This window comes from Halioglobus sp. D3-4 (assembly GCF_055809315.1).
The window spans coordinates 1,436,908-1,460,826 of record NZ_CM147907.1; the positions used below are offsets into that span (position 1 = coordinate 1,436,908).

The 23,919-nt window shown below is 55.4% G+C and carries 23 protein-coding genes; 6 read left to right on the plus strand and 17 right to left on the minus strand.

The window, feature by feature from the left end; genetic code table 11:
• Nucleotides 1-3: 3 nt before the first annotated feature.
• The 4 genes from AC0L6S_RS06205 to AC0L6S_RS06220 form a co-directional block, all read right to left on the minus strand.
• Nucleotides 4-786: an SDR family NAD(P)-dependent oxidoreductase gene (locus AC0L6S_RS06205; RefSeq protein ID WP_473427554.1), complete on the minus strand. Its 783-nt coding sequence runs from the start codon at nt 784-786 to the stop codon at nt 4-6.
• 49 nt (nt 787-835) lie between these two features.
• The gene (locus AC0L6S_RS06210; RefSeq protein ID WP_473427555.1) at nt 836-2,776 is read right to left on the minus strand and encodes a flavin-containing monooxygenase; all 1,941 of its coding nucleotides are present in this window, start codon (nt 2,774-2,776) and stop codon (nt 836-838) included.
• Between the two features lie 34 nt (nt 2,777-2,810).
• Nucleotides 2,811-3,665, minus strand: coding sequence for an SDR family NAD(P)-dependent oxidoreductase (locus AC0L6S_RS06215; RefSeq protein ID WP_473427556.1), 855 nt, complete (start codon nt 3,663-3,665; stop codon nt 2,811-2,813).
• Between the two features lie 79 nt (nt 3,666-3,744).
• Entirely contained in the window at nt 3,745-4,920 is a 1,176-nt protein-coding gene (locus tag AC0L6S_RS06220) for an acyl-CoA dehydrogenase family protein (protein ID WP_473427557.1), read from the minus strand.
• 110 nt (nt 4,921-5,030) lie between these two features.
• On the opposite strand from AC0L6S_RS06220, the gene AC0L6S_RS06225 reads away from it, so the two are divergent.
• The 4 genes from AC0L6S_RS06225 to AC0L6S_RS06240 all read left to right on the plus strand — a co-directional run bounded on the left by AC0L6S_RS06225 (nt 5,031) and on the right by AC0L6S_RS06240 (nt 7,868).
• Nucleotides 5,031-5,597 carry a TetR/AcrR family transcriptional regulator gene (locus AC0L6S_RS06225; RefSeq protein WP_473427558.1) on the plus strand — a complete coding sequence of 189 codons (567 nt, stop codon included), beginning with the start codon at nt 5,031-5,033 and terminating at the stop codon, nt 5,595-5,597.
• A gap of 108 nt (nt 5,598-5,705) precedes the next feature.
• A complete protein-coding gene (locus AC0L6S_RS06230) occupies nt 5,706-5,939 on the plus strand; it encodes a hypothetical protein (protein WP_473427559.1) in 234 nt (77 codons plus the stop codon).
• 57 nt (nt 5,940-5,996) lie between these two features.
• On the plus strand, nt 5,997-7,409 hold the full coding sequence (locus AC0L6S_RS06235) for a hypothetical protein (RefSeq protein ID WP_473427560.1): 1,413 nt from the start codon (nt 5,997-5,999) through the stop codon (nt 7,407-7,409).
• Between the two features lie 75 nt (nt 7,410-7,484).
• Nucleotides 7,485-7,868: a VOC family protein gene (locus tag AC0L6S_RS06240; RefSeq protein ID WP_473427561.1), complete on the plus strand. Its 384-nt coding sequence runs from the start codon at nt 7,485-7,487 to the stop codon at nt 7,866-7,868.
• 257 nt (nt 7,869-8,125) lie between these two features.
• Here the strand turns inward: AC0L6S_RS06240 and AC0L6S_RS06245 are convergent, their stop codons facing one another.
• The 3 genes from AC0L6S_RS06245 to AC0L6S_RS06255 form a co-directional block, all read right to left on the minus strand.
• Entirely contained in the window at nt 8,126-8,899 is a 774-nt protein-coding gene (locus tag AC0L6S_RS06245) for a creatininase (protein ID WP_473427562.1), read from the minus strand.
• A 68-nt stretch (nt 8,900-8,967) separates the two neighbouring features.
• On the minus strand, nt 8,968-9,732 hold the full coding sequence (locus tag AC0L6S_RS06250) for an SDR family NAD(P)-dependent oxidoreductase (protein ID WP_473427563.1): 765 nt from the start codon (nt 9,730-9,732) through the stop codon (nt 8,968-8,970).
• Entirely contained in the window at nt 9,729-10,868 is a 1,140-nt protein-coding gene (locus AC0L6S_RS06255) for an aromatic ring-hydroxylating oxygenase subunit alpha (protein ID WP_473427564.1), read from the minus strand. The genes AC0L6S_RS06250 and AC0L6S_RS06255 overlap by 4 nt, the downstream gene beginning before the upstream one ends.
• A gap of 179 nt (nt 10,869-11,047) precedes the next feature.
• On the opposite strand from AC0L6S_RS06255, the gene AC0L6S_RS06260 reads away from it, so the two are divergent.
• Nucleotides 11,048-11,410 carry a hypothetical protein gene (locus AC0L6S_RS06260; protein WP_473427565.1) on the plus strand — a complete coding sequence of 121 codons (363 nt, stop codon included), beginning with the start codon at nt 11,048-11,050 and terminating at the stop codon, nt 11,408-11,410.
• Here AC0L6S_RS06260 and AC0L6S_RS06265 read toward each other — a convergent pair.
• The 3 genes from AC0L6S_RS06265 to AC0L6S_RS06275 all read right to left on the minus strand — a co-directional run bounded on the left by AC0L6S_RS06265 (nt 11,407) and on the right by AC0L6S_RS06275 (nt 15,826).
• Nucleotides 11,407-12,375, minus strand: coding sequence for an AEC family transporter (locus AC0L6S_RS06265; protein ID WP_473427566.1), 969 nt, complete (start codon nt 12,373-12,375; stop codon nt 11,407-11,409). The two genes, AC0L6S_RS06260 and AC0L6S_RS06265, sit on opposite strands and share 4 nt — an antisense overlap.
• A gap of 57 nt (nt 12,376-12,432) precedes the next feature.
• Nucleotides 12,433-13,758 (minus strand): omega-aminotransferase AptA, encoded by a 1,326-nt coding sequence (gene aptA / locus AC0L6S_RS06270; protein ID WP_473427567.1) that lies wholly within the window; start codon nt 13,756-13,758, stop codon nt 12,433-12,435.
• Between the two features lie 355 nt (nt 13,759-14,113).
• A complete protein-coding gene (locus tag AC0L6S_RS06275) occupies nt 14,114-15,826 on the minus strand; it encodes an FAD-dependent oxidoreductase (RefSeq protein WP_473427568.1) in 1,713 nt (570 codons plus the stop codon).
• A gap of 223 nt (nt 15,827-16,049) precedes the next feature.
• On the opposite strand from AC0L6S_RS06275, the gene AC0L6S_RS06280 reads away from it, so the two are divergent.
• Entirely contained in the window at nt 16,050-16,532 is a 483-nt protein-coding gene (locus tag AC0L6S_RS06280) for a c-type cytochrome (protein WP_473427569.1), read from the plus strand.
• Nucleotides 16,533-16,566: 34 nt separating this feature from the next.
• Here AC0L6S_RS06280 and AC0L6S_RS06285 read toward each other — a convergent pair whose 3' ends face one another.
• From AC0L6S_RS06285 to AC0L6S_RS06315, 7 genes are all read right to left on the minus strand, one after another.
• A complete protein-coding gene (locus AC0L6S_RS06285) occupies nt 16,567-16,971 on the minus strand; it encodes a GFA family protein (protein WP_473427570.1) in 405 nt (134 codons plus the stop codon).
• A gap of 29 nt (nt 16,972-17,000) precedes the next feature.
• Nucleotides 17,001-17,990: a hypothetical protein gene (locus AC0L6S_RS06290; protein ID WP_473427571.1), complete on the minus strand. Its 990-nt coding sequence runs from the start codon at nt 17,988-17,990 to the stop codon at nt 17,001-17,003.
• A 296-nt stretch (nt 17,991-18,286) separates the two neighbouring features.
• Nucleotides 18,287-20,887 (minus strand): M6 family metalloprotease domain-containing protein, encoded by a 2,601-nt coding sequence (locus AC0L6S_RS06295; RefSeq protein WP_473427572.1) that lies wholly within the window; start codon nt 20,885-20,887, stop codon nt 18,287-18,289.
• Between the two features lie 304 nt (nt 20,888-21,191).
• Nucleotides 21,192-21,863 carry a cytochrome b/b6 domain-containing protein gene (locus AC0L6S_RS06300; protein ID WP_473427573.1) on the minus strand — a complete coding sequence of 224 codons (672 nt, stop codon included), beginning with the start codon at nt 21,861-21,863 and terminating at the stop codon, nt 21,192-21,194.
• Nucleotides 21,860-22,576 (minus strand): NUDIX hydrolase, encoded by a 717-nt coding sequence (locus AC0L6S_RS06305; protein WP_473427574.1) that lies wholly within the window; start codon nt 22,574-22,576, stop codon nt 21,860-21,862. The genes AC0L6S_RS06300 and AC0L6S_RS06305 overlap by 4 nt, the downstream gene beginning before the upstream one ends.
• 53 nt (nt 22,577-22,629) lie before the next feature.
• Nucleotides 22,630-23,040, minus strand: a complete 411-nt coding sequence (locus tag AC0L6S_RS06310) for a protein tyrosine phosphatase family protein (protein ID WP_473427575.1) — start codon at nt 23,038-23,040, stop codon at nt 22,630-22,632.
• Between the two features lie 65 nt (nt 23,041-23,105).
• Complete coding sequence (locus AC0L6S_RS06315) at nt 23,106-23,912, minus strand: enoyl-CoA hydratase-related protein (protein WP_473427576.1); 807 nt, start codon at nt 23,910-23,912, stop codon at nt 23,106-23,108.
• Nucleotides 23,913-23,919 lie beyond the last annotated feature (7 nt).

The window sequence follows — 23,919 nt, forward strand, 5'->3', positions numbered from 1 at the left end:
GCGCTACACCAGCCCCATTAACTGCACAAGACCGTGACTGTGGCCGGCGGTATAACCGCCGTCCACAACCATGGTATGGCCTGTGACATAACTGGCGTCATCTGAGGCCAGGAAATAGGCCGCACCGGCGATCTCCTCCGGCTTCCCCAGACGCCCTACTTTTGTTTCACGTATCACGTCTGCCTTGAATTCCGGCATCTGCCCCATCACGTCGTTCAGCATGGGTGTTTCGATAAAACCGGGACAGATCACATTACAGCGTATGCCCATGCGCCCGTAATCCATCGCGACATTCTTGCTCAGCAACACCACACCACCTTTAGACGCGTTATACGCACTGCCACCTTCGGTGCCGTTGAGCCCCTCCACGCTGGCGATAGTGACGATACTGCCACTGCGCTGCGCGGACATCGTATCGAGCACCGCCTTGATCGACAGGAAGGTGCCTTTGAGGTTGATATCGATGATGCGATCCCAGTCGGCTTCCTCCAGCATCCCTACCGGGCCACCGGCACCCACGCCTGCGGCGGTGAGCAGTATGTCGATACGACCAAAATCGCGCACAGTAACCTCAACAGCAGACCGTTGCGCGGCGGCGTCGGTAACATCCAACTGGTGAAAGCGGCTCTGCGGAGCTGCGGCTTCCACTTCACTCCACTCCGGCGATGCCTTGAGATCCAGCCCCACCACAATGGCGCCCTCAGCGGCGTAGCGCTGTGCGCAGGCGAGTCCGATACCGGAGGCTGCTCCGGTGACAATAGCTACTCTGTTTTCAAGATTGGGCATAGGGCTCTCTCGCTATTGATTACATATTGTGTGAAAAGGTGTCAGATATTCAGCTGCCAAAGAGATAATCATCCGTGTTCACCTCCTTGGTCCAGCGCCACATATCCAGAATTTTCCAGGGCCACAGCAATGTCACCTTGCCCTCGGCGTTTTGGTAAAAACTGTGCTTGATCGAGTCGTGTTCCCAGATCAGCTTCGCATGTAATTCGCGAAACCGCTTTTGATAGGCGGCGTGAACCGGCTCCTTGCATTCGATACGCTGTGCATCGGATTGCATCAGCGCCTTGAGGCATTCCATGATGTAGCGAATCTGGCACTCGCCATTAAAAATCAGGCTACCACCGAAAGCGAGGTTGGTGCCCGGCCCGTACATGCAGTAGAAATTCGGGAAATTGGGTACGGTTATACCGAGGTAGGCCGAAGGTTCCAAGCCCCACTGCTCGGACAACAACTGCCCGCCCCTGCCCTTGATATCCATCGGCCACAGGAAGCGGTCGGTTTCAAAACCCGTGGCATACAAAATAATATCTGCCGGATAAAACGTGCCGTCCTCGGCGAACACACCCGTCTCACTGACACGGGCCACCCCTTGCGTCACCAGTTCGACATTGTCGCGTTTAAGGGCAGCCAACCAACTGCCATTGTCCTGCAGTGTGCGCTTACCCATCGGCGCATAGTCGGGAATAACTTTTTCTAGCAGTTCCTCATCATCGCCAACCTGCCCTTTGATGTATTCGGAAAACATCTGGTAGACGAAGTCATTCATCTCGTTAACAGAGCGCTCCTGGTGCGGCCAATCCGGATCGACAAAGACGGTGTCATACGCGCCATCACAAGCTGGCCAGAATATAAGGAAACGAAACCAACGGGTGTAGTAAGGCAAATGCTGTAAACACCATTTGGTGCCCTCTGGCACCTCGTTGTGATAGATCGGGTTTTCAAACATCCAGGGCGCCGAGCGCTGGAATACGGTGAGATGTTCAACATCACCGGCGATGGTCGGCACCAACTGGAAAGCACTGGCGCCTGAACCCACTACGAGAACTCTTTTCCCCTTGCAATCGATATCGGGATCCCAGGCCGCCGAGTGGCACCACTGCCCGGCAAAGGTATCGATGCCGGGAATGTCTGGCAGAATCGGGCGATTCAGCTGACCGACAGCGCTGATTACACTGTTAGCCGTGAACTGCTCCCGATCGCCATCCTTGCTCACGGTATCGACGACCCACAGGTCGCGCGCCTCATCAAAAGTGGCGGCAGTCACCTCGGTGTTGAATCGGAAGTGATCATGCAACGCATGATTCTGGACAACGCCTTCAAAATACTCCTGCAGCTCATTTTGCTGCGAAAAGTACTGGCTCCAGTGGTGCGCGGGCTCAAACGAATAACTGTACAGATGATTGCCAACATCAACGCGAGCACCGGGATAACGGTTTTCAAACCAGGTGCCGCCCACCGACGCATTCTTCTCGATAACAACAAACGGGATACCCGCCTCCCGCAGCCGGTAGGCTGCCAGCACACCGGACATGCCGCCGCCTATCACCAGCACCTTATGTTGCTCACGCCTGTCTACCGGCACTTCACTGCCCCAGGCATCGCTGCGTTGATCTCTCCCGTCGAGCTCCATCTCTTCGAGCATCATCGGGACATAGTCTTCTGGCACATCACTGGCCACGAAGAAGTTCATCATGCGGTGAATAGTCTGTGCGCTGGGCGGTGGCGGCAATTGACAGCCGCCGTCGCGAAACGCTTTGATGACATCGAGCGCCTGCGCCCGCACAGCCGCCTTATCCTCTTCAGACATATAGCCCTGATATTCATTGATATAGACACCGGCTGGGCGAATCGGGCCATCGAGCAGGCTGGCATCACCGGTCATGTGGATCATGCTCATCATCAGTGTTGGAATACTGGCGTCGAGCAGTGATCGCTCAATCAGCGTGTCATCGTCGGGTATGAAAAATTCGGGCTGTGTTGTGCCTGACATCTGTGGGATCTCCCAATTAGGTGTTACGGCGGAATTACCTCGCGACAGGGGGCGCGAATGAAGGATTGCGGCCGAGTCGGACATCTTCAAGGCGCACGTTTGCCGACTCCCGCCACGCTTCTTCTGACAAGATGTAAAAACGCTCATCGACAATGGCGTCCAGCACGCGCTGCGCCATCACCTCGGGACCGATACCACCGGCGACACTGTCGGCAAGCGCCTGCGACACCAGCGCGCGTGCATCGGACTCAACAATATCGCCTGCCCTGCTAAACTCACTCGGACGATTGCGCTCCGAGGCGGCAATACCGGTATTGATGGCCTCTGGGCAGAGCACAGAAACTTTGACGTTGGGTACATGAAATGACAGCTCATGATAAAGCGATTCAGACATCGCCAGGACCGCGTGCTTGGTCATGTGATAGATCCCGGAATACGGCATCGCTGTTACTGCTGCCATTGACGCTGTATTGACGATATGGCACTCACTGTCCTGCGCGGCCATTATCGGCACGAAGGTGCGGATGCCGTGTATCACGCCCCAGACATTGACATCCAACTGCCACTGGAAATCTGCGACACTCTGCTCCCACAAAAGCCCACCGGCAAACACCCCGGCATTGTTACAGGCAATATGAATGGCGCCGAATTCAGCCACGGCTGCGTCCGCGAGCTTCTGTACATCCTCGCCTTTGGAAACATCAGTGAGCACACCTATACACTTGCCGCCATCAGCGGAGAGGTCCCCTACCGTCGCATCCAACGCCTGTTGTTCGATGTCTGCAAGCACTACGTTCATACCTCGGGACAGAAACAGCTCTCCCAAAGCGCGGCCGATACCGCTGGCACCGCCGGTAATGACAGCCGTTTTGTTGTCGAAATCTCTCATGGTTTACATCCTGGATTATTATTTGTCGGATCGATAATAATTAGTGCACCCTAGGCGCTAAGGCCGGACCGACCACCCGCTACAACGCAGGGCTGTCATCGGCTAATCCCAGCAGGACCTTACCCGCCTCAATGTAGGTATTTTCACTGATAAATGCATGTTGTGTACCCGTGTACATATCCCGGAATGCACGCTCCAGGCGATTGCCCTCACGGATGGATGTTGTGCCCGCGGCGAGATGTGCCCACTGCACAACCTCACGACAGGCCTCTGTGGCATAGGTGGCGGCAAGACGCATATCACAACGCATTTGCGGCGACACTTCCGCCCCGGCAGCCACCTGCGCTTCGATCTCTGTGAACGTGTCCACGACGAGCCGGTGGGCGGCCCGCCACATCCCTTCATGGTGTGCCAGATTGCGCTGGAATGTCGGGCGGTGAGCCAGCGAGCTACTCTCGCCCATGCGTGTTTTCGATATTGCCAGTTCTCGCACATCGTCGATCGCACTGCGCGCTACGCCCAGTGCCCACGCAGCGTGACCACAGGCGGTCAGCGGCAGCACCCCGAACCGGTAGAGATGTCCGCCGCGTCGCGGCTCACGCGACATCAGCGGATAGGTATGGTTGTCCGGTACAAATACGTCCTGCAAATTGTAGTCATAGCTACCGGTGCCCTTGAGACCCTGCACATTCCAGCCATCGGTGAACGTGACCTGCTCGCGCGGCACGACGGCCACAGTCATCAACGGCATCTCCTCGTTGAGCATAACCATCTGTCCGTTATCCATCGGCAGGAAACCAGCGCAGACATATTCAGAGTGGCCGGTGCCGCTGCCAAACTGCCACGCCCCACTCACCTTGTATCCACCGTCGACTTTCTCTCCGGTACCATTGGGGAAAAACTGTCCACCCATGGTGATGCGGTTGTTATGCGCGGTAAATATCTCGGCAAATCCATCGTCCGGCAAGTAGGCGGCGGCAAAACATGATGAAGGTATATTTGCGATGCCGATCCAGCCCAGCGAGCCGTCCTGACGGGCCATTTCAATCCAGGTTTCTATCAGTTCCGCAAAACCAGGCTCGTGGCCACCGGCAACGCTTGGGTTCATAAACTGCATCAGGCCACTGTCCCATAAGGCTTCTACCAGCGGTTGTGTCAGTGTACGATTTTTTTCAGAAGGTCCCGCCTCCGCCAGAGCCAGGGACTCGATGGAGCGGGCCATGCGCAGCCCTTCACTTTCTACCGACGCGTTCATGCTTGTTTCCTCATTTAGCCATCGGGGGATGGCGGTTTTATTGCTCTATGATAGATCATTGAGTTACTGGTTAATAACCGTTAACCTAACGTCAAACGGGAGCACAGTCAATGGCCGCTGCAGAAACACCGATACACACCAGGGACCTAATCCTCGACGCGGCAGAAACGCTGTTCGCCAGTCAGGGATACCAGTCGACGACGATAAAAAATGTGGCGGATGAAGTGGGTGTGCAGGGGCCTGCGCTTTACAAACACTTCGCCAGCAAGCGCGCCCTGTTTGAAGAAGTGCTGCAGCGGTTGTTTACCCCCTTCACCACCTTGATCGATAGTGAAAGCACCCCTGCCGGGAGCCAGCTCGACATCATGCAACTGCACCTCAAGCATCCCAATATCTCACGCATCGTCGCGCATGCCACCTTGTCGGGCGGGGAAGATCTGGCACTGCTGGTCGAGCGGTGGTATCGGCCGTTTTTCAGCCGCACCCGTGCTGAGATCAACGCCGGCACGCCCGGGTTTACGCCGGCTTCAGTGATGGCGTTCCACAGCATGTTGCTGGGCTACCTGACACTGGCGCCATTGCACCAGGCAATATTCGACATCGATCCGCTGACGCAGACCGCGCTGGATGAATTACTCGGACTGCAGGAGACGCTAGCCGGGGCGATACGTCAGTAACTCCTCGGGGATTCCCAAGGCGCAATTGCCCCGAAGATACGTGAGGCTTTCTGTACATAGAGTGACCACTTCGCTATTCTACGCGACTTACCTATTCAAGGACTCGATATGGCTAAGTACCTTCTGAGCGCGCTATTTGCGATTTCCTTATCGGCACCTGCCGCAGCCTATCTGGACCCCGGTACGGGAAGTATGATCCTGCAGGGGATCATCGCAGGGATAGCCGTTGCCGGTTTAACGATAAAGAATTATTGGTATAAAATTCGCGCGTTCTTTGGCAAGGAGGCGCCAACCAGCCTGTTGGATGACGACGACCTTCCCAAGAAACCCGAAGATTCATAGTCCATTCCGCCCGCTTGCGGAATATTCGTAGCCGATAACTCCAGCACCGGATGCAATATGGATGCTCTGCCCTCATCATTCAGGGATAACAGCGGGTTCGTCTTCTCGCACTCTGGCTGTATCTACAGACAAGTCAATGCATGCTATGCAGAACGCTACGAGCAGTTTATGTCCAGTGGGCTCTACCAGAAGTTGGTGGAAAAATGCTGGTTGGTTTCGCATGAAGAACTGACGGATGGTAGCGTCCCTGGGACAACGGACTCTTATAAGATCCTGAAACCACAGCAGATCCCGTATATCTCCTACCCCTATGAATGGAGCTTCAGTCAACTGAAGGATGCCGCGATACTGACGCTGCGAATACAACACCAGGCATTAAAACATGGCTTCGTTTTAAAGGATGCCTCGGCCTTTAATGTGCAATTCCTGGATGCCAGACCCATCTTTATCGATACGCTGTCCTTCGAGCCGTATGTGGAAGGCCGGCCTTGGGTCGCCTATAAGCAGTTCTGCCAACACTTTCTGGCCCCGCTGGCGCTGATGTCCTACCGTGATGCAGAATTGTCCAAGTTGATGATCAGCCACATCGATGGTATCCCGCTGCCACTGGCAAGCAAGTTACTGCCTATTCGAACACGCTTTCACTATGCACTGGCCGCGCATATTCACTTCCACTCCAAACTGCAGCAAGATCACGCCGACGATGCAGGCACTGGAGCTGACGCGCGCGCCGCGGCGGTGACCATTTCCCAAAAAGGCCTGAACGCAGTCATTGAGAGCCTGGCCAAGGTGATTGAAAAGCTGCGCTGGAAAATGCCCGATACTGAGTGGGGCGATTACTACCAGAATACCAATTACTCCAGCCGGGCAGACGCTGAAAAACATGCACTGGTGGATGCGTTCCTGCAAAGTATTCCCGATACCTTAGATACGATCCAGGACCTCGGTGCCAACACCGGTGAATACAGCCAGATCGCTGCTGGTCATTGCAAGTTGGTGATATCACAAGATATTGATCCCGTGGCCGTCGAGCTGAATTACCGGCAACGGAAAAATGATGGCCCGACCAATATTCTGCCGCTGGTGCAGAATCTTGTCGCGCCCTCCCCCGCGATCGGCTGGGGTAACGCAGAGCGCTCGTCATTCATGGAAAGAGCACGCTGTGATGCACTGCTGGCCCTGGCCCTGATACACCATCTGGCCCTTAGCAACAATGTGCCGCTGGAGGGCATAGCAGGTCAGTTCGCAGCGTTGACCAGGTGGCTGGTCATCGAGTTTGTACCAAAGTCTGACTCACAGGTAGTGCGCTTGCTCGCTACCCGAGAGGATATCTTTCCCGCTTACACGCAGCAGGGTTTTGAGCTGGCTTTTTCGCAATATTTCCGGATAGAGAAGGCAGTTGCGGTCCCTGATAGCAAGAGAGTGCTGTACCTGATGAATAATCGACAGACAGACCACACGGCTCTTTAAATTACCGTTCAACGCCGTGTGTAGAGTTGATCTATACTGAATATCTTATTTCGGCACAATTGCAAGGACATCACTATGCGAGTCGGCTATGTAACACTGGGCACCAACAACCTTGAAACAGCCTGCGCTTTTTACGACGCATTAATGGGTACGATCGGCTTCAGCAGGATCTGGGATGATGGCAAGCTTGTTATCTGGGGTAAATCGCTCGAAGAGGCTGCGGTTGGGGTTACTCCGCCCTTCGACGAGGGCGCTGCCACCGTCGGCAATGGTGTGATGGTCGCGATGCAGATGGATAGCGAGGAACAGGTGCAGGCGTTTTATAACAAGGCCATCGAACTGGGCGCAGCGGATGAAGGCGCGCCAGGCCAACGTATCGACAACTTCTACGCCGGTTACTTCCGCGATCCCGATGGCAACAAGCTCAATGCCTTTTGTTTTAACGAGGCAACTATTTAGGGCTATTGTCCGGGCCGATGCCCGCAGCGCCGCCTACCCCATTCCCAACAACCAGGTTGCACCCGTACTTGCCCGCTGCGTAAGAGCATCCTCAGGCATTGACGCTAGCTCCGGCGTTCCAACTGAGGTTTTACTCCCTCCAGAACACGTCCGTATAGGGACTACCTGACGGGGTGGCACCAACGGCTTTCATGAGCTAAGCAGTGCGCTTTATGAAAATCGGGGGAAACTGCTGGAACGTCGCGAAACAGACCCGATCAATCTCGGCGATCCCCGTTGAATTCTTCCGCCAGGGACTGTGTGATAGCGGCGATGGTAGCGTCAATAATCAGCTGCCCTTTGGCGGCACTTGCGCCTCTGGCGGGCGCCAGCACACCGGACGCCGGTACGCCCCTACCATCCTGGGGGTAGTGGTCAAATTTCTCGAAGTACGCAAGATCATCTTGCGGGATGGCTGTAACTCTTACCAACTCCGGCTGCCAATACAGCATCATCGATGTTTCTATCAATGCCGCATGCTCGAGGTCATAGCCTGGAAATTTGCCCTCAAAGACAGTATCCAGCACCGTTTGCGGACAAAAATCCCAGTACTCGGTGCGCACTATTTCCATGCTTCCACCGGTGGATTTCAGTTCCCGTTGTGCCAGTTCGATGCCTTCCGTGAGGAACCACTGATTTTCATAGTGGCCATCGAGTATCACCAGCCGACGTACACCATGGCGCGCAAGTTCGCGAATGATGTCCTGTGTCATCGTAATTAGTGTCTGCCCATCCAGACTGATGGTGCCGGCGAAGGTTTGTCCCCCGCCAGATCGGGCTTGTGACTTGTAGCCGTAGCTGAGCGTCGGCAGCACCAGTCCGTGCAAATTATCGGCAATAGCCTCGGCCATTTTCGTCGCAAGAATGGCATCGGTGCCCATGGGAAGGTGTGGCCCATGCTGTTCATGGGCACCCACGGGCAGGAAAACCATCGGTACCTCTTCCAGCTTTTGGACATACTCTGTCCATGTCAGTCGATCGGTTCTGTGCATCGGTACGTCTCTACAATATGCTGTGGAATATCCGGTGACTCGCGTGGCCGGAATATGTGTTTTACCCGCTAGCGCATCAGTGATCCGCCATTGGGACTTAGTACTTCTCCGCAGTAGTAATTGGAGAAGCCTGAGGCGAGGAAGACGGCTGTCATCGCTATTTCCTCCGGTCGAGCTACCCGGCGCATAGGCAGGTCAATTTCCTTTTCCCATTGCTCAGGCGTATTGATTTCACCGCGCAGCATATCGGTATCACAAGGGCCGGGAGCTATGCCATTGACCTTGATTGTCGGCGCAAACTCTCTGGCCAATGATCTCGTCAATGAGAGAATGGCGCCCTTCGACGCGGTATACGGGGCGAACTGGGCCCGCCCCAGATAAGCGAGCTCGGAGGCGATATTCACAATGCAGCCGCTGCCCTTGAGTAACATCTGCGGCAGCACCGCCTGGCAGCAGTGAAAGACTGACTTTACGTTGATCGCAAACATCGCATCCCACTCCGCTTCCGTCAGTTCCAGAAACGGTTTTACCGCGCTTATACCTGTGTTATTCACCAGGATGTCGATGCCTTGGATAGTGTTTGCCAGACAAAACTCTGCGAGTGCAGCGCGCACCGCTTTACCGTCACTCGTATCCGTCTGGCTGTAAGTTATGGAACGCTGTTGCTGTCGGGCATGGTCGATCAGTGACAGCGTTTCGTCGGGCATCACCACATCGAGTACGAGCACATCTGCACCGGCGTCGAGAAACGCTTTGGCGATGGCGCGACCAATGCCCTTACTGCCGCCAGTCACGAGGGCCTGTTGCCCAGTCAGGTCGATGGTAGTGCTCATTTAGTATGCCCCAACTGGCGCTGTATATAGTCGTCAAATTCCTTGATGTGAATCTCCAGTGGCGCATGCAGTATGCCGGCTTGTTCAGCGCCAAACATGGAGCCGCTCTGCATTCGCTCGACCATTTCCTTGTCTTCAGCAGTCGCGGTACGCAGCAGGTTCACGGTCTCCTGGACGAATTTTTCCGGATCGGGAATACGCGCCATTGCCTCGGGCAAAAACGACACGCCCCAGCGGGAATTAGTCTTGTTTTCAGCAATCGGCTCCAACGCCATCCACCAGACAAAATTGGGCTCTATCGCGATCAAGCCGTTGGGGAATACACCCATCACATAAAAACGCGTCTTCTCCGCATCATCGAGGTGGGTATTGAATACATCGGGAAAGTGCTTCTGAGTATAGGAGTTGCTATGCACTGTGTAGTAAGGGTTTCCCACCGGGCCGTATTCGGCAGCTTTCGTCGGGTTTGTCGGGCCGATCGACTTTTTGTGTGTATAGGTGACGTGATAACTTTCGATAAAGTTGTGACAGATCAGTTTCCAGTTGGCATGCCATGTGTCCTGATGCTCGACAAAACGGTCTTCATAACGCTCCAAGCCGAAGTTCGACAACACCTCTGCCAGCCCGGCGAGCCGCGTAGCAACCGGTGTCAGGTCGCGTTTCAGGGAGACAAAGACGTAGCCCATAAAGACCTCACAGGCCAGTGAATCCAGTTCCTTCCCATTGAGGTCTTCGGGACAGAACCCCTGCCGGTTGGGCACCCCTTCCAATTGTCCATCCAGGCTATAAGACCAGTAGTGATAGGGACACACGATATGTTTGGTCGAGCCACAGTCTTTGAGCAACTGGGTATAGCGGTGCAGGCAATAGTTGCCCATAGCCTTGATACTCATATCCTTCTGCCGCATCACGATGATCGGACGCTTGCCCAGCCGGGCCGTGAAAAAGTCACCGGGGGCCGGTATCGATCCGGCCCGCCCCATCATCACCCAGTCATTATCAAACACCGCCGATATCTCGCAGTCAAATCGTTCCCTGTCGGTGAAACTGTCCTGCGTGGGGGCCAGCATTCTGACAGGAATATGATCAGGTAGGGGCTGATCAATGGTGTACTTGAATTTGCTTGATATTGCCACGGCTACCACCACTTTGCTGTTGCAACGCACGTCGCTGCGCTGTGAATCTGATGAGATGTTGGATAATCTATCATTTTAATGTTATTTTTACTAGTATTTTTAATTGTAGTTATGGCGATAAACTCTCCTTATAATCTGGCCCCGCAATACGGACTGTGACAACAAGGACAATAGAGACAATGGCGACACAGCGTAGGCGAAAAAAATTCGTCCTGACACTGAACAGAATGGACGCCGAATGGGTGTCATTTCTACAGGATAAAGATTTTTACGACATCAACTATTCGGATCTGTTTACCGGCTTGTGGCTCAGTGAAACGCCTGTGAGAAAGCAGGAAGCAGTGCTGTTTATGCGCCACCTCGGCGTACAGACCGCGAAGAAATATCTGGATCGGGCAATAGAAAAAGGTCTGATCGAGGAAATTCCTGACCCGGAAGACGGCAGGGCAAAACGCATCCAGTTATCCGACGCTCTAAAACTGGGTCTGGAACAATTTTTTGATCGCGCGATCAAGTTGTTCGATGAAGGGCTGCGGGACTAGCGCAAGGTGCCTGTCAGTGAGAACAGTGACAACAGGAAAAAACCGCAGGTGATAGTCGCCATCGATAGCATGGTCGTCAGCACCACTATATTGGCCGCCAGCGTCCCATCCCCGCGCGCGGCAACCACCATCACGTGACTGGAGGCAGCGACAGGTGTCGCGAGCAACAGAAACATCACGCCCAACTGCTCATCGCGCACGCCCATCAACCACGCCAGCAACACACCCAGAAGCGGCGCGATACACAGTCGCCACAGTGTCGCCTCCCAGGTCAGCGCTTCTGCCTTATAAAGGCGCGAGAAGTTCATGGAAGCGCCAATACACACCAGTACCAGCGGCAGGAAAAACGTCGATAAGCCAGATCCAATTGGCCGTAATACCGAAGGTACCGGCAGTCCGGAAACCGACAGACACACACCCGCGCTGATACCGATGATCAGTGGGTTGCGCACAATACCAGCTAGTACACTGCGTATTGTCGTACGCGAGCCCAACGTCGTATTGAGCACCAGTACGGCCAGAATGTTGTACAGCACAGTCATCAGTGCAATGGGCATGGCAGCCAGTTCTGTACCGCGTTCACCGTAGGCTGAATACGTCAGTGCAACTCCCACAATCGCAAGATTGGAGCGAAAGGCGGACTGTACAAAGATTCCGCTCAAAGCCAGCGGATGACGGCGCCAGCGGGAATAGAATGCACTCAGCACTACCGTTAGCAGCGTAGCGAGGACACCTGCCAACAGATAAAGCGCGCTACCCAGCCCGGAGTAATCGACTTGTGCGGCACCGGCAAACAACATCAGCGGCAGACCAAACATAAACGCAAAGCGCGACAGCTTTTCGTTCAGGGCTTGCGATAGCAGGCCACACCACTTCAGCAGTACGCCTAGCACTACCCACGCAAACGTGGGCAATGACACAGCCAAAGCAGCGTAGAACAGCGCGCTGGCGTCAGTAAAACTCATTGTTCAAACCACTGCATAGAGAAAATGTGCTGCGCCCGCCATAAACAACGCAGCCACTCAGGCCAACTCAACCAAGGTCTCATTCAGGGCGCTGAGTAAACTGTCAATTTGCGCGTTTTCGATCACAAATGGCAGACCCAGTGATATCACATCTGCGCCATAGCGCACATAGAAGCCCTTCTCCCACATCCGCATAGCGACCTCAAACGGGCGCCGCGCCGGCTCGCCCGGAAAGGCTTCCAATTGTACTGCACCGGCAAACCCAAAATTGCGGATATCGCTGACATGGGGCGCACCCTCGAGTTGATGCAGGGCATCTTCAAAATACGGCGCCATCGCGGCGACGCGTTGCGGTAATTCCTCGCTCTGCAACAGTGACAGTGCCGCGCTTGCGGCGGCACAGGCTACAGGGTGGCCGGAATAGGTGTAGCCGTGCGGGAACTCCAGCATATAATCCGGGCCGCCCTGCGCCATAAAAGTCTGGTAAATGTCGCCCTTGGCAACTACCGCGCCCATGGGTATCGCACCATTGGTCAGTTGTTTGGCCAGTGTCAGGATATCGGGTACCACACCGAATACGCCGGCCGCCGTCAGACCGCCACAGCGTCCGAGGCCGGTAATCACCTCATCGAAGATCAGCAGAATATCGTTGCCCGTACAAATCTCGCGAAGACGCTGAAGGTAGCCCTGTGGCGGGGGAATGACCCCGCCGGACCCCACTACCGGTTCAACAATTACCGCAGCGATATTGGACGCGTCGTGCAGTGTGATCATATCGACCAGTTCATCTGCCAGCGCCGCGCCGGTCGAGGGCATACCTCGGCTGAACACGTTCTCCGGCAGCAAGGTGTGTGACAGGTGGACGGCGTCGATGCCCTGCCCAAAGAGCTTTCGATTGGCGGCTATTCCACCCACTGATATCCCGCCGAAATTGACGCCGTGATACCCCCTGCCCCGCCCGATAAACCGCGTCTTGCCCGGCATACCCTTCTGGCGCCAGTATGCGCGCGCCATTTTCATGGCGGTCTCTACGCACTCCGAGCCCGAGTTGGTAAAAAATACATAATCCAGCGACTCCGGCATCAGCGACGCTATCGTATTGGCGAGTTCGAACGCACCGGGGTGGCCAAACTGAAATGAGGGCGCGTAGTCCAGCACCTGCATCTGCGCATGCACCGCCTCAGTAATTTCCCGCCGATTGTGCCCGGCGCCGCAGCACCACAGCCCGGACAGTCCATCGAGAATCCTGCGCCCGCTATCATCGATCAGATGCACTCCCTCAGCGGCGACAATCATTCGCGGATCGCGCTTGAACTGACGGTTGCCGGTGTAGGGCATCCAGTAGGCTTCGAGTTGCTCGCGGGTGAGCGCTTTGGTGGTCATTCCTTTATCCCCCGGTATTGAAGCGGATATTTTAGGGCCATAACCCATCCGTATAAATCAATATCTTTGGATATGGCGCCAATGCTGCTTACCGGATCAAGAGCTGATGCGCCGACTGGCGGCGCGCTCGGGGAATCGCAGGCGCGGCAGGTATCAACTTGTCGACGGCTGCGATTGCACGGCGAGATGGCATACGGGTCAAACTGCTGATATGCGCAAGAAGTCGACTTTCGACAATAGCGCGCATTTTACCGGACGGACCAGAGTTGGGGGGAGCTGCTCTGGCCGCGGGCTAGGGCGTTTTAGTACCAAATCTGAACTAGCCTGTTGGTAAATTGCTCCCGGCTAAGCTGTCCTAATCCTTATAGCCGGTAATTGCCTTGGCCGCCTGATAGGCAAATGTCATTGCCGGGCCGAGCGTGGAGCCCGGACCGGGATAGCAAGGCAGCGTCGGTGCACTGCAGTTACCAATCGCATACAGCCCCTTGATGACACTGCCATCTTCATGCATTACCTGCGCGTCGGCATTGATCACCATACCGCCCTGGGTGCCAAAATCACCCGGGTCAACTTTCATCGCATAGTAGGGTGGCTTGTCGATGGGCCCCAGACAAGGGTTGGGTGTAACGCGCGGGTCACCGTAGTAGCGATCATAGGCCGATTCACCACGATGGCAATCAGGGTCGTTGCCATTGCGCGCATACTCATTCATCTTCTGCACCGTGTCCTGCAGTCCTTTGGCATCCACATCGATCTTGCGTGCCAGCTCAGCGATCGTATCCGCTTTGGCAAAGAACCCCTCCTCCTCGTAGCGCTTGGGCACTGCCCAGTCCGGCAAGAACTTGCTGTTGTACAGGGGGCCGACGAAGTAGGTAGCGCGGAAGTTCGCGTCAAATATTTGCCAGCTCGGATTAAGCGGGTTTTCCTCCGTATGCTTGGCAAAAGTCTCCTGTTGGAACGCCATATAGTTTTGCGATTCATTGCTGAAGCGCTGCCCCGCAGGGTTCACCATAATAGAGCCAGGGTATGACTTTTCCATAATACTCAGGCGGGGAATTTCCTCACCCGGCACGGATATCGTGTTACACCACCAAGCCTCGTTCATGCGATGCATTTGAGCACCCAGTCGAATACCTTCGCGTATCGCATCGCCGGTATTATCTCGTGTGCCAGCACTCCAGCGGTGATCAGTGGGTTGTGGTAAGTACTGCTCGCGCATTTCCTGATTGTGTTCAAACCCGCCTGCGGCAAGTACAACCGCCTTGCGCGCCTGAATACGCAGGGGCTTGCCATCGCGGATCACCTCAATACCGACAACCTTGCCGTTGACATCCACGACTTTGGTCATTGCCGTATTCAACCACAACGGAATATCGCGGTCCTGCATGGAGGCGCGCAAACGCGCCACACCAGCGCAACCGGTGGCAAGTCGCCGGTGAAACTTGTCCTTGAGGCGCCAGGGAATATCGAGCAGGTAATCTGCCACAAGCTTCAGTGCCGTTTTCCACCAACCGGGCTGCTGGCCCACCAGCAACGCTGCTTCTACCTGTGTGAAACCGATGACACCAGCCAGATGCATCATTGGGTGAGTGCGACGCAGGCGCCGCCACTCCTCGCCCAATTCGTCCGCATTGAAGGTTTCCGGCTCCATCGAACGATGACCGTGCATGGCGCCTTCGAGATTGGTGTAGTAATCCGGGTAGTGTTCCAGCGATTCGTAGCGCATACGGGTGCGCTGGTGCATGAAATCGACCATTTTGGGACCGTTCTCGAGGTAGGCATCCAGCTGATAATCCGGTACCTCCTCCTCGGTGATCAGCTGCCGCAGGTAGGTTTTGGCATTCTCGATGGAATCCTCGGCGCCGGCCGCCTTGGCATACCGGTTACAGGGTATCCAGACACCGCCACCGGAGATCGAGCTGGTGCCGCCGTACAGATTGGACTTTTCGACCACCACGACGTCCTTCATTCCCATCTCATAACTACAGAGCGCAGCAGTCATCCCTCCGTTGCCAGAGCCGACCACCACCACGTCAAAACTGTAATCCCACTTCTGCCTTGCTGCCATTACTCTCACTCCTTGAATACAGCCGCCATGTTAGCGCAAACCTCGCGCAATGCCGCCCCGCCACTGCGTTAACAGCCCACAGGTTTAAGAAATTGGTCGCCCTCAGCCCAGGGGAAACGGCAATCCCGGAAAAATTTTCCTTGTCAGGCAGGCAAACCGATTTATACACTGTTCTCAAGCTGCACTCCCGCAGGCAATACTCATTCTCAACAAGGAACTTGGTATGCAACGTTCTCAGCGCAATACACTTCTGGCAGTTATTGTCCTCTCGGGCCTGATAATCTCGCCTTTCGCTGTTTCCCATTACGACGACAAGGAACCCGCTCAATCCTACCGCCAATCATGGTTTGCGATGATGGCGGCAAACTTCGGCCCTATGGTGGGCATGGTAAAAGGTGAAATTCCCTGGGAGGAGGACCAGATGGCCTCCTATGCTGACCAGTTGGCGGCGCTGGTGACACTGGATGTGATGCGCGGCTTCGCCGATGGCACAGATAAAGGCACCACGCGGGCCAAGCCTGAGATATGGGAGAACAAACCGGATTTCCAGGCCAAGATGGACGATTTGACCAAAACCGTCAATGCGCTACAGACGGTCGCCAATCAGGGGACCGACCGCAAAGCAATTGCGGAAGCCGTGGGCGCTACTGGGAAGGCCTGTAAAGCGTGCCACGATGATTACAAATCGAAGGATTACCTGTACTAGGACGCATTGGAAAACTGCGGCGAGGGCTAGGGATTCAGGAGGAACCGAAGCCCTCGCCATGCTGCAGCGTCTCGTTATCCAGAATATCCCAGGCTGCCCGGGAATCCACATGAATATGCTGCTTGAGACGGATGCCGGGGTCAGAATCCAGTAAGCCTGCCGGCACCCAGTACAACTGATGCTCAGCCAGGAATTGCGGCACGATGGAACCACAATTCGGGCAAAAACGGCGTTTGAATCCGCTGTCACATTGATACTCCCGCACTGATTCCTCGCCCTGCAACCAGTTGAAGTTATCACTGCCGGCTAGTGCTGCCGCACTGGCAGCCCCGCCAAATGCCTTGCGGCACTTGGAACAATGGCATTTGAAAATGGCGGAGCTAAATTCCTCAACAGCGAAATGCACAGCGCCGCAAAGGCAACTACCGGAGATACTCATTGCGCACCCGTCTGCCGCAGACTACTCACCTAGAGGTCGATAGAGTGCGTCAAAACCGGCGTCACACCGGGAATCACAGCACCGTTCAGGTCAATGTAATAGCTGTTGAACGTATCGATACTGAAATTAGACTTGGCGATTGCGCGATCCAAATCGGCCTCGCCCCCAAAATAGTTCAGGCGCAGTGTCAGGTCTGCGAGGTATGACGAATTGGCGTCCGCGATAGCCACGTTTTTGAATCCCGCAGGATTGAGTAAGGTCACCAGTATCTTGCCGGTGCCGTCGCCATTGGGCACGAGATTGTAATTTACCTGCACGTACGGATTATGATTGGCAGGCACCACCACGGGTTCTAGCCCACCCTGGAAAAAGCTATCGTCGTTATAGTTAATGGTGAAGAACGCGCCACCGACTTCACTGATGCCTGTAAGGTCATTGGGCGTTACCACGAAGCTCTCCTGAGTGGTGAGGTAGCCACTGAACTGCCGTATGAAATCGACATCTTCCGGCGAGGTACCGGCGATGATCTCTATTGGGATTGCGCTAAGATCGCCCTCGACCACCGAAGCGGTATTAAGGAGTTTTGGCGATGTCACTGATATCGTTGCGGCTCCCACTGCTAGCGGTAATGGATTGTTATAGTCATTCGGCGGCGTCAATGGTGCGACCACCATCCAGCCCCCATCATAGGGGACCATCCCTACCAGTCCCAATCCGGCGCTCGTTCCGTTGAAGGTGAATGTATTCACCTGGGCGCTATAGTCCGCAAACGTTTTGAAAATGAGTCTGGGCTGCAGATTGAAGTCCGTACCATTGGCATCCGTCAAGGTAATGGTCAGGTCGCCCTGGCTGAGCACGGCCTCACCACCCGCGTTGCGAACAATACCGCCAAGTCCGATAACGACGTGATCACCGGCGCGTGCATAGCCGGGTGTCGTCTTAGTTTGAACACAACCACTGAGCCAAAATAAGAGGATGCACGCGTACGCAACTTTACTGAAACTCGCTCGGGTGAACATAGTTGTATCCCTTCAATAACTCATATCAATAATGTACTCAATGAGATAATACCGCGACAGTCACCTCCGGCCTACCGCTATCTCGCGGAATAGCGAACTGTATACACTTTCAGCGCCCCGACGATGGCATCGAACCTCATCCCCCAACTCTCATTCACCACGGTGATTCGAACCCAGTCCAACACGACGTAAAACTACTAGTTATACTATATAATTCATACACTTATAACGCATATCTTACCGATCACTTTATGGCAGACAACAATGCACTTAGCTGGCTCGCTTCGCCAGGTCTGTTACTGCGCCTGATGGTCCAGCCAGGCCCTCAACACGACCAGGTCCCCGGCATCGAGATCACCATCGCCGTCTACATCCGCCAGGGCCAATTCTATTTCATTGGGCTGGCTGAGCCCGCTAAGAAAGCGCATCAGTACTATCTGGTCACCGATATCGATGACGTTGTTCGGGCTGCCACGCGGCGCCAGATCGCCAGTATTGGACGCCGCAGGGTCCGTACCGAAATCAGCCTCGCCGTCGATAAACTCATCTCCATCGGCGTCAATACCCGCAGGATAGTCGGTCGACAGGACGAGTCCGCCTGCACCATCCACAAGGCCGTCGCCATCACTGTCGACACTGTGAGGATCCGTGCCCAGCAATACTTCTTCATCGTCACTGAGACCGTCACCATCAGAGTCCACAGCGCCGGGTGAAAAAACAACACTGTCCAGCCAGGCGGCATCCTCACCAACCGCTACCGACGCATTTTTACTGTACGTCCAGCGCAGTGTATGAAGTCCTGCAGGAATGGGTATCGTGCGCTGTTGCCAACCGGAATCACCAGAGATTGCCGGCACAGCCGGATACTGCACATCGTTTCGGTAGAAACTGAGAAAATCCCCATTGGGCTCGGAGGATACTTTCCACCAGAAGCTAACACTGCCCGGCCCAGTGACAGCAGCTGATACCGAAGCTTGCTGTGAATCCCCAACGGGATAGTGCGTTGCCTGGTCCACGCCATCCTGCGCGGCTGCGGACAACTCCCCAAACCAGCTACCGGGAGTAAACGTCAACCCATCCTCATCCCACTGTAAATCCACTGCATCCGCGGCCTCACCCATCGATACCTGAACCACATCACTGAAAAACTGAAGGTGCATAGTGGGAGTCCCCGCTGGATTGAGTACCTGCAGGCGGACACCCGAGTCAGACCCATCCCACCAGTTGGCATTGGGTGTCGTGCTGTCGTTGAACACTGCGAAGGAATCAAATAAATCCTGGGCATCCCCCCTATCGCGGTTTGCCTCAAGGTCGAATAGGCCATCTGCCTGTTCCAACGACAGTTCATAGTGTTGCGAGGCTGTCATCTGCTGGCGCATATTCTCGGTAGTAACAGCCTCATCTACATGCCAGATCACGATACCTTTGTCCGGCGCATGGCTGGCCCATTGGTCATCGTCGCTGCGATTCTCGATCAGAAAGTACTCGCTATTGGTTCCCGACTTGCGCAGACGGTAGCCGTGACCACCGGCGGTTAACGACTGCTGCGTAGCGATGTTCAGCGTGAGATCTGTAATAGTCGCCCAGCCGGAGTAGTCTTTCAGGTAGAGGTCAATCGGCGCCGGTGTCCTGCCCCCGTTCAGGTAATTGCCCGACCCCATCAGGCTGTGCTCACCGACCCCTTCCGAAGCACCGTCCGAAAAATCCGTATCATAAAAGTCCGGATAGGACAGCAGCAGGTGTCCGAGTTCATGACACATCGTACCAATCACCGGCGCGGCATTGGGAACATTGGTTATCTGGTAGGCGTAAATGTAGCGAGGCTCACCAGGTACGCCTACATCGATGTATGAGGGCATGGTCCACGCATGAGGCCATAAACCCTGTGCCCAGACACCCGAGAGGTTTCCGGCAAACATCAGGCTCGTGGCCAACACGCGATCGTACGCGTCGACAGAAACCGTGGAAAAGTCAAAGCCGTTAGCCTTGAGCTCCGTCACAGCATCTGCAACCAACATCCGCCCTGCAGTACCCATCAAATTGTAAGAGGTGTTTGCTGGGTAGTCGGCGAAATTGTAGTAGTTGCGCGGATGCGGCAGCGTGACAATCATCGACACAACCTGGGTAAAGTCGAGAGCGCCGGACGACTGGTCGGTATAGTAATCGCGGATGGAACCCGTGTTGCCATTGTCCGTGTATCCGATTTCATTACTGTAGCGATCCATTGCGGATTGCGTGGTCGGGAAATTAGTGGGGTCAACACCTCCGGTTGCCGGGTCATCCGGAAACTGTACGAGTATCATCAGCCCGACTCTGGTGCCGCTGACGGCCTGCGCTTTGGCAAATAACTCGGAGACCGGGACGGATTCTTCTGCGCGCGGAGCAACGCCCAAACCTGACGTTGCCGGCTCGGCACTACTGCGTTGCTGCAACACGGCTTCTTTCCGCGCTTTCCACTTCGCTGCGCGATCCGGCGCATAACGCTGAATATTCGACGCGCGAATAGCAGACACAACATCACGGGGTTCTTTCAGATGCTTACCCAGACCCGCAGGGGGAGGCAAGGTGGCCCTTGTACGGGAACGACGCAGGCCCCGTCCGTTGGTTTCGGGCTGGGCATAGTAGTAGGTATTATCGATTGCGCTGAACAACACGGTGTAACCTTCCGCCGTCTCGGTTCGCGCATAAAACTCGTCACCGTACATTTTTAGCTGCAGGACCGTGCCGTCCGGCTGCACCCACTCTGAAGACAGCCCCTGTCGCGGATACGGTGCAGACACAGCCAAATCTGCAGCTAAAACCAGCATTGCCAGACACAATATCCACTGCCGCACTACGCCACAACGCGGTAGCGTGGATCGATCATCGACAATAGTGTGCAACGAGCGCGTTCTCATTATTCTACCGGCGTCGTGTTATCCATTACTGACAGTGGGCCTGCTACCCACTACCTTTACCTTGGCGGCCAACGCCCTCTTCTTCTGCGCTACTCGCCAGGTAGGCACCCGATGACGTTTATTGCGCAAAATGGCCTATCCAGAGTACCCGATATCCTCTACTTCTGGAATAGACTGGAAAACCTGGGCGGACAGTGTCTGAGCCTAATGTAGTAATACCGTGCACATAGAGCGCTGCAAAAGCGAGAAAAAGGCGAACTGTTTTGCTCGACCATCCCAGTGCATTCAAACAATCAAACTGCCTTCAAAACACATATGATGGCTTGGGCGCCTGGCCCAGCCCCCACCAAAGGGCCAGTGCAAGTATTGCCAGCACAACCACCGCCCACCACCATGCTACTGGGCGTGCTTCGCCCCGGCGTCCCTCGGCGGTGCCAAATACCATCGCCTGCAGCAGTTTTTCTTTCAACCGGAACTGGTGATAAGCCACAGCGAGAATATGCAGGCCCACCAGTGCCAACAGCGCATTGAAAGCAACATCGTGAACAACCCCCATAGTGTCGCGAAAACTGCTGTCGGCCCAGTAGTACAATGGGCCAGAAAACAATACGTCATCGCTGTTGAACAACCCACTCACGGCTTGCAACAGCAACAGCGACAACAGCAGGATTACAGACCAACCACCCAGTGGGTTGTGCCCTGCAGAGGCGCTGCGACCGCCGCGCAAATAAGACAGTACCCCACGTGGTCCCACGAGGAAGTCGGTGAACCGCGAATGGCGACTACCGATGAACCCCCACACCACACGAGTAACCACCAGCACCAGTACGCTGTAGCCAACCCATTCATGCAGGTCGTAGCGCTCCTCTTCAGCACTCCACCAGGCGAGCGGCACGCAGACCACGATTAACCAGTGGAAAGTACGCGTAGGAATATCCCACAGGGGTTGTTTATCAGGTGGAGTTGGATGCGTCATAACTCTGGCTCCATCAACGGCGGATAAGCGGGATCCACATCGCGATACTGGTAGCACCAGCGATCACCGTGCAATACCGCGCGATGACGTGGCCCCAGCTGTGTAGCGTCGGTACTGTCATACCCGGCATCGCCGCGAAACATCACCACAACCTGATCACCGGAACTGGCAAAAACCGGCCACACTTCCGGCGCGGGAGAATGGCGCTCCGCGGCGATCAACTGCGCCAAACTGTCATAACCAGACAGGCGCTGCAATGTGATATAGGTGGGAGGCAACATATTGAGCCGACCCGCCTCATGCTCGCTGGCAGCTTCGCGAACACCCAACCATTTGTGATCGTGGATCTCGCTGCCATCTATGACCACATCGATATCGGCGGCCAGCGGCGCAGCATATATCCAGGTGGAAAACCGCCGTGGCTCGCCCACCGGTGTGGTCCAATGACTCAACAGAACCATATCGTCCAGGTGTGGCGACAAACCGGACTCCTCCTCGGCCTCTCGCGCAGCGGCGATGCGCGAGGCCGCAACGAGATCACCGTTACCCGCTTCGATGTCTTCCGGATCCAGCGCGCCACCGGGAAACACCCAGGCGCCACCGGCAAAAATAAGCGCCTTGTTGCGTTTAAGCATCAGTGTTTGCAGCCCTTCGGGCGTGTCGCGCAGCAATACCACGGTGCTAGCGGGTCGAATCTCAGGAATTTCAGGCATAGTGTTTTCCATAGCAGGGGCTTACGCGAATCGATAGCAGAACGGGGTCGCGATTAGCGCCCCATAAATTTTGTCGCCATACCGAGATCGTATCCACGCTGCCCGGCTTCAGCGATCGCCGCTTCGCGATCATCCTCGTCCCGGCTGGCCACCCACAGATTCGCGCAGCGCGTGCCGGTGCGGCAAAAGGCGAGCACTGGTCGATCCGGGTCATCCAGTAAATCGCTCATGGCGTCAAAATGAGGCCCGGGGAAACTACCGGCAGTGACCGGTATATGGTGGTACTCCATACCTGCCGCGTTCGCTGCTGCGGCAATCTCTGCACTGCTGGGCTGATCACCCTCTTCGCTGTCCGGGCGATTATTGATAAGGACCTTATAACCCGCAGCGGCGATCTCAGCGACATCATCCGGGTCAATCTGTGCTGATACGCCAACGCTGTCTGTCAATTTTACGATGTTCATAGTGGTCTCCTCGATCAACTTCTTTTCAGCGAAGCCGTTATAGCTTGTAAAGTGCCGCGGGAAATTTACTCACCGCGAAACTGCGGTTGACGCTTCTCCTTAAATGCACGCGGACCCTCCCGTGCATCTTTACTCATCATAACTGCCGCGGCCTGCTCCATCTCAAATCGAAAGGCATCAGACCAGGGCGAGGTATGTGTCTCCAGTGCTGTGCGCTTGATGGCCTGTAACGCCAGTGGTGCTTGCCGGCAGATGTTCTCCGCGTAGTACTGTGCGCGCGACTGCAGCTCCCCCAAAGGCACTACCTCGGAGATAAGGCCCATCGCCAATGCTTCATGCGCGTGTACCGGTTCTCCGCCAAGCAGAATTTTCATCGCATGCGCCCATGGCAACTGACGCGTAAGTCGCACCATCGAACCGGCGCCGGGTACTACGCCAACCTTTGGTTCGGGCAGCGCAAACGTTGCGTGCTGTGCCGCAATACGAATATCCGTGGCTTGCAACAGTTCAGTGCCCCCACCCAGCGCGCGGCCGTTAACCGCCGCTATCACCGGCTTATACAATGGCTCAGCCTTCAGCATAACCTTATCCGCAATCATTGGGTCGGCGAGCAGCCTCTCCTCAGCGGGCGTCTGGGCCTGCCTGGCACCGGTCCACAGCGGAATCACTTCCGACAAGTCACCGCCACAGCAAAAATCTTCTTCCCCGGCTGCGGTTATCACCGCGACCCGAACGTCATCGTCCGCGCGGACTTCCTGCCAGGCGTCAGCCAGTTCCACAAACATATCGCCGTTAATCATATTCTTGGCAGCGGGACGATTGAGCGTAATCCAGGCCTGCTGATCACGCTTCTCAAATACTATTGTTGCCATACCGATT

Bases quoted from the DNA above. Each gene is read 5' to 3' on its own strand.
- AC0L6S_RS06205 (WP_473427554.1), bottom strand. From the start codon at position 786: ATGCCCAATCTTGAAAACAGAGTAGCTATTGTCACCGGAGCAGCCTCC.
- AC0L6S_RS06210 (WP_473427555.1), bottom strand. From the start codon at position 2,776: ATGTCAGGCACAACACAGCCCGAATTTTTCATACCCGACGATGACACG.
- AC0L6S_RS06215 (WP_473427556.1), bottom strand. From the start codon at position 3,665: ATGAGAGATTTCGACAACAAAACGGCTGTCATTACCGGCGGTGCCAGC.
- AC0L6S_RS06220 (WP_473427557.1), bottom strand. From the start codon at position 4,920: ATGAACGCGTCGGTAGAAAGTGAAGGGCTGCGCATGGCCCGCTCCATC.
- AC0L6S_RS06225 (WP_473427558.1), top strand. From the start codon at position 5,031: ATGGCCGCTGCAGAAACACCGATACACACCAGGGACCTAATCCTCGAC.
- AC0L6S_RS06230 (WP_473427559.1), top strand. From the start codon at position 5,706: ATGGCTAAGTACCTTCTGAGCGCGCTATTTGCGATTTCCTTATCGGCA.
- AC0L6S_RS06235 (WP_473427560.1), top strand. From the start codon at position 5,997: ATGGATGCTCTGCCCTCATCATTCAGGGATAACAGCGGGTTCGTCTTC.
- AC0L6S_RS06240 (WP_473427561.1), top strand. From the start codon at position 7,485: ATGCGAGTCGGCTATGTAACACTGGGCACCAACAACCTTGAAACAGCC.
- AC0L6S_RS06245 (WP_473427562.1), bottom strand. From the start codon at position 8,899: ATGCACAGAACCGATCGACTGACATGGACAGAGTATGTCCAAAAGCTG.
- AC0L6S_RS06250 (WP_473427563.1), bottom strand. From the start codon at position 9,732: ATGAGCACTACCATCGACCTGACTGGGCAACAGGCCCTCGTGACTGGC.
- AC0L6S_RS06260 (WP_473427565.1), top strand. From the start codon at position 11,048: ATGGCGACACAGCGTAGGCGAAAAAAATTCGTCCTGACACTGAACAGA.
- AC0L6S_RS06265 (WP_473427566.1), bottom strand. From the start codon at position 12,375: ATGAGTTTTACTGACGCCAGCGCGCTGTTCTACGCTGCTTTGGCTGTG.
- aptA (WP_473427567.1), bottom strand. From the start codon at position 13,758: ATGACCACCAAAGCGCTCACCCGCGAGCAACTCGAAGCCTACTGGATG.
- AC0L6S_RS06275 (WP_473427568.1), bottom strand. From the start codon at position 15,826: ATGGCAGCAAGGCAGAAGTGGGATTACAGTTTTGACGTGGTGGTGGTC.
- AC0L6S_RS06280 (WP_473427569.1), top strand. From the start codon at position 16,050: ATGCAACGTTCTCAGCGCAATACACTTCTGGCAGTTATTGTCCTCTCG.
- AC0L6S_RS06285 (WP_473427570.1), bottom strand. From the start codon at position 16,971: ATGAGTATCTCCGGTAGTTGCCTTTGCGGCGCTGTGCATTTCGCTGTT.
- AC0L6S_RS06290 (WP_473427571.1), bottom strand. From the start codon at position 17,990: ATGTTCACCCGAGCGAGTTTCAGTAAAGTTGCGTACGCGTGCATCCTC.
- AC0L6S_RS06295 (WP_473427572.1), bottom strand. From the start codon at position 20,887: ATGAGAACGCGCTCGTTGCACACTATTGTCGATGATCGATCCACGCTA.
- AC0L6S_RS06300 (WP_473427573.1), bottom strand. From the start codon at position 21,863: ATGACGCATCCAACTCCACCTGATAAACAACCCCTGTGGGATATTCCT.
- AC0L6S_RS06305 (WP_473427574.1), bottom strand. From the start codon at position 22,576: ATGCCTGAAATTCCTGAGATTCGACCCGCTAGCACCGTGGTATTGCTG.
- AC0L6S_RS06310 (WP_473427575.1), bottom strand. From the start codon at position 23,040: ATGAACATCGTAAAATTGACAGACAGCGTTGGCGTATCAGCACAGATT.
- AC0L6S_RS06315 (WP_473427576.1), bottom strand. From the start codon at position 23,912: ATGGCAACAATAGTATTTGAGAAGCGTGATCAGCAGGCCTGGATTACG.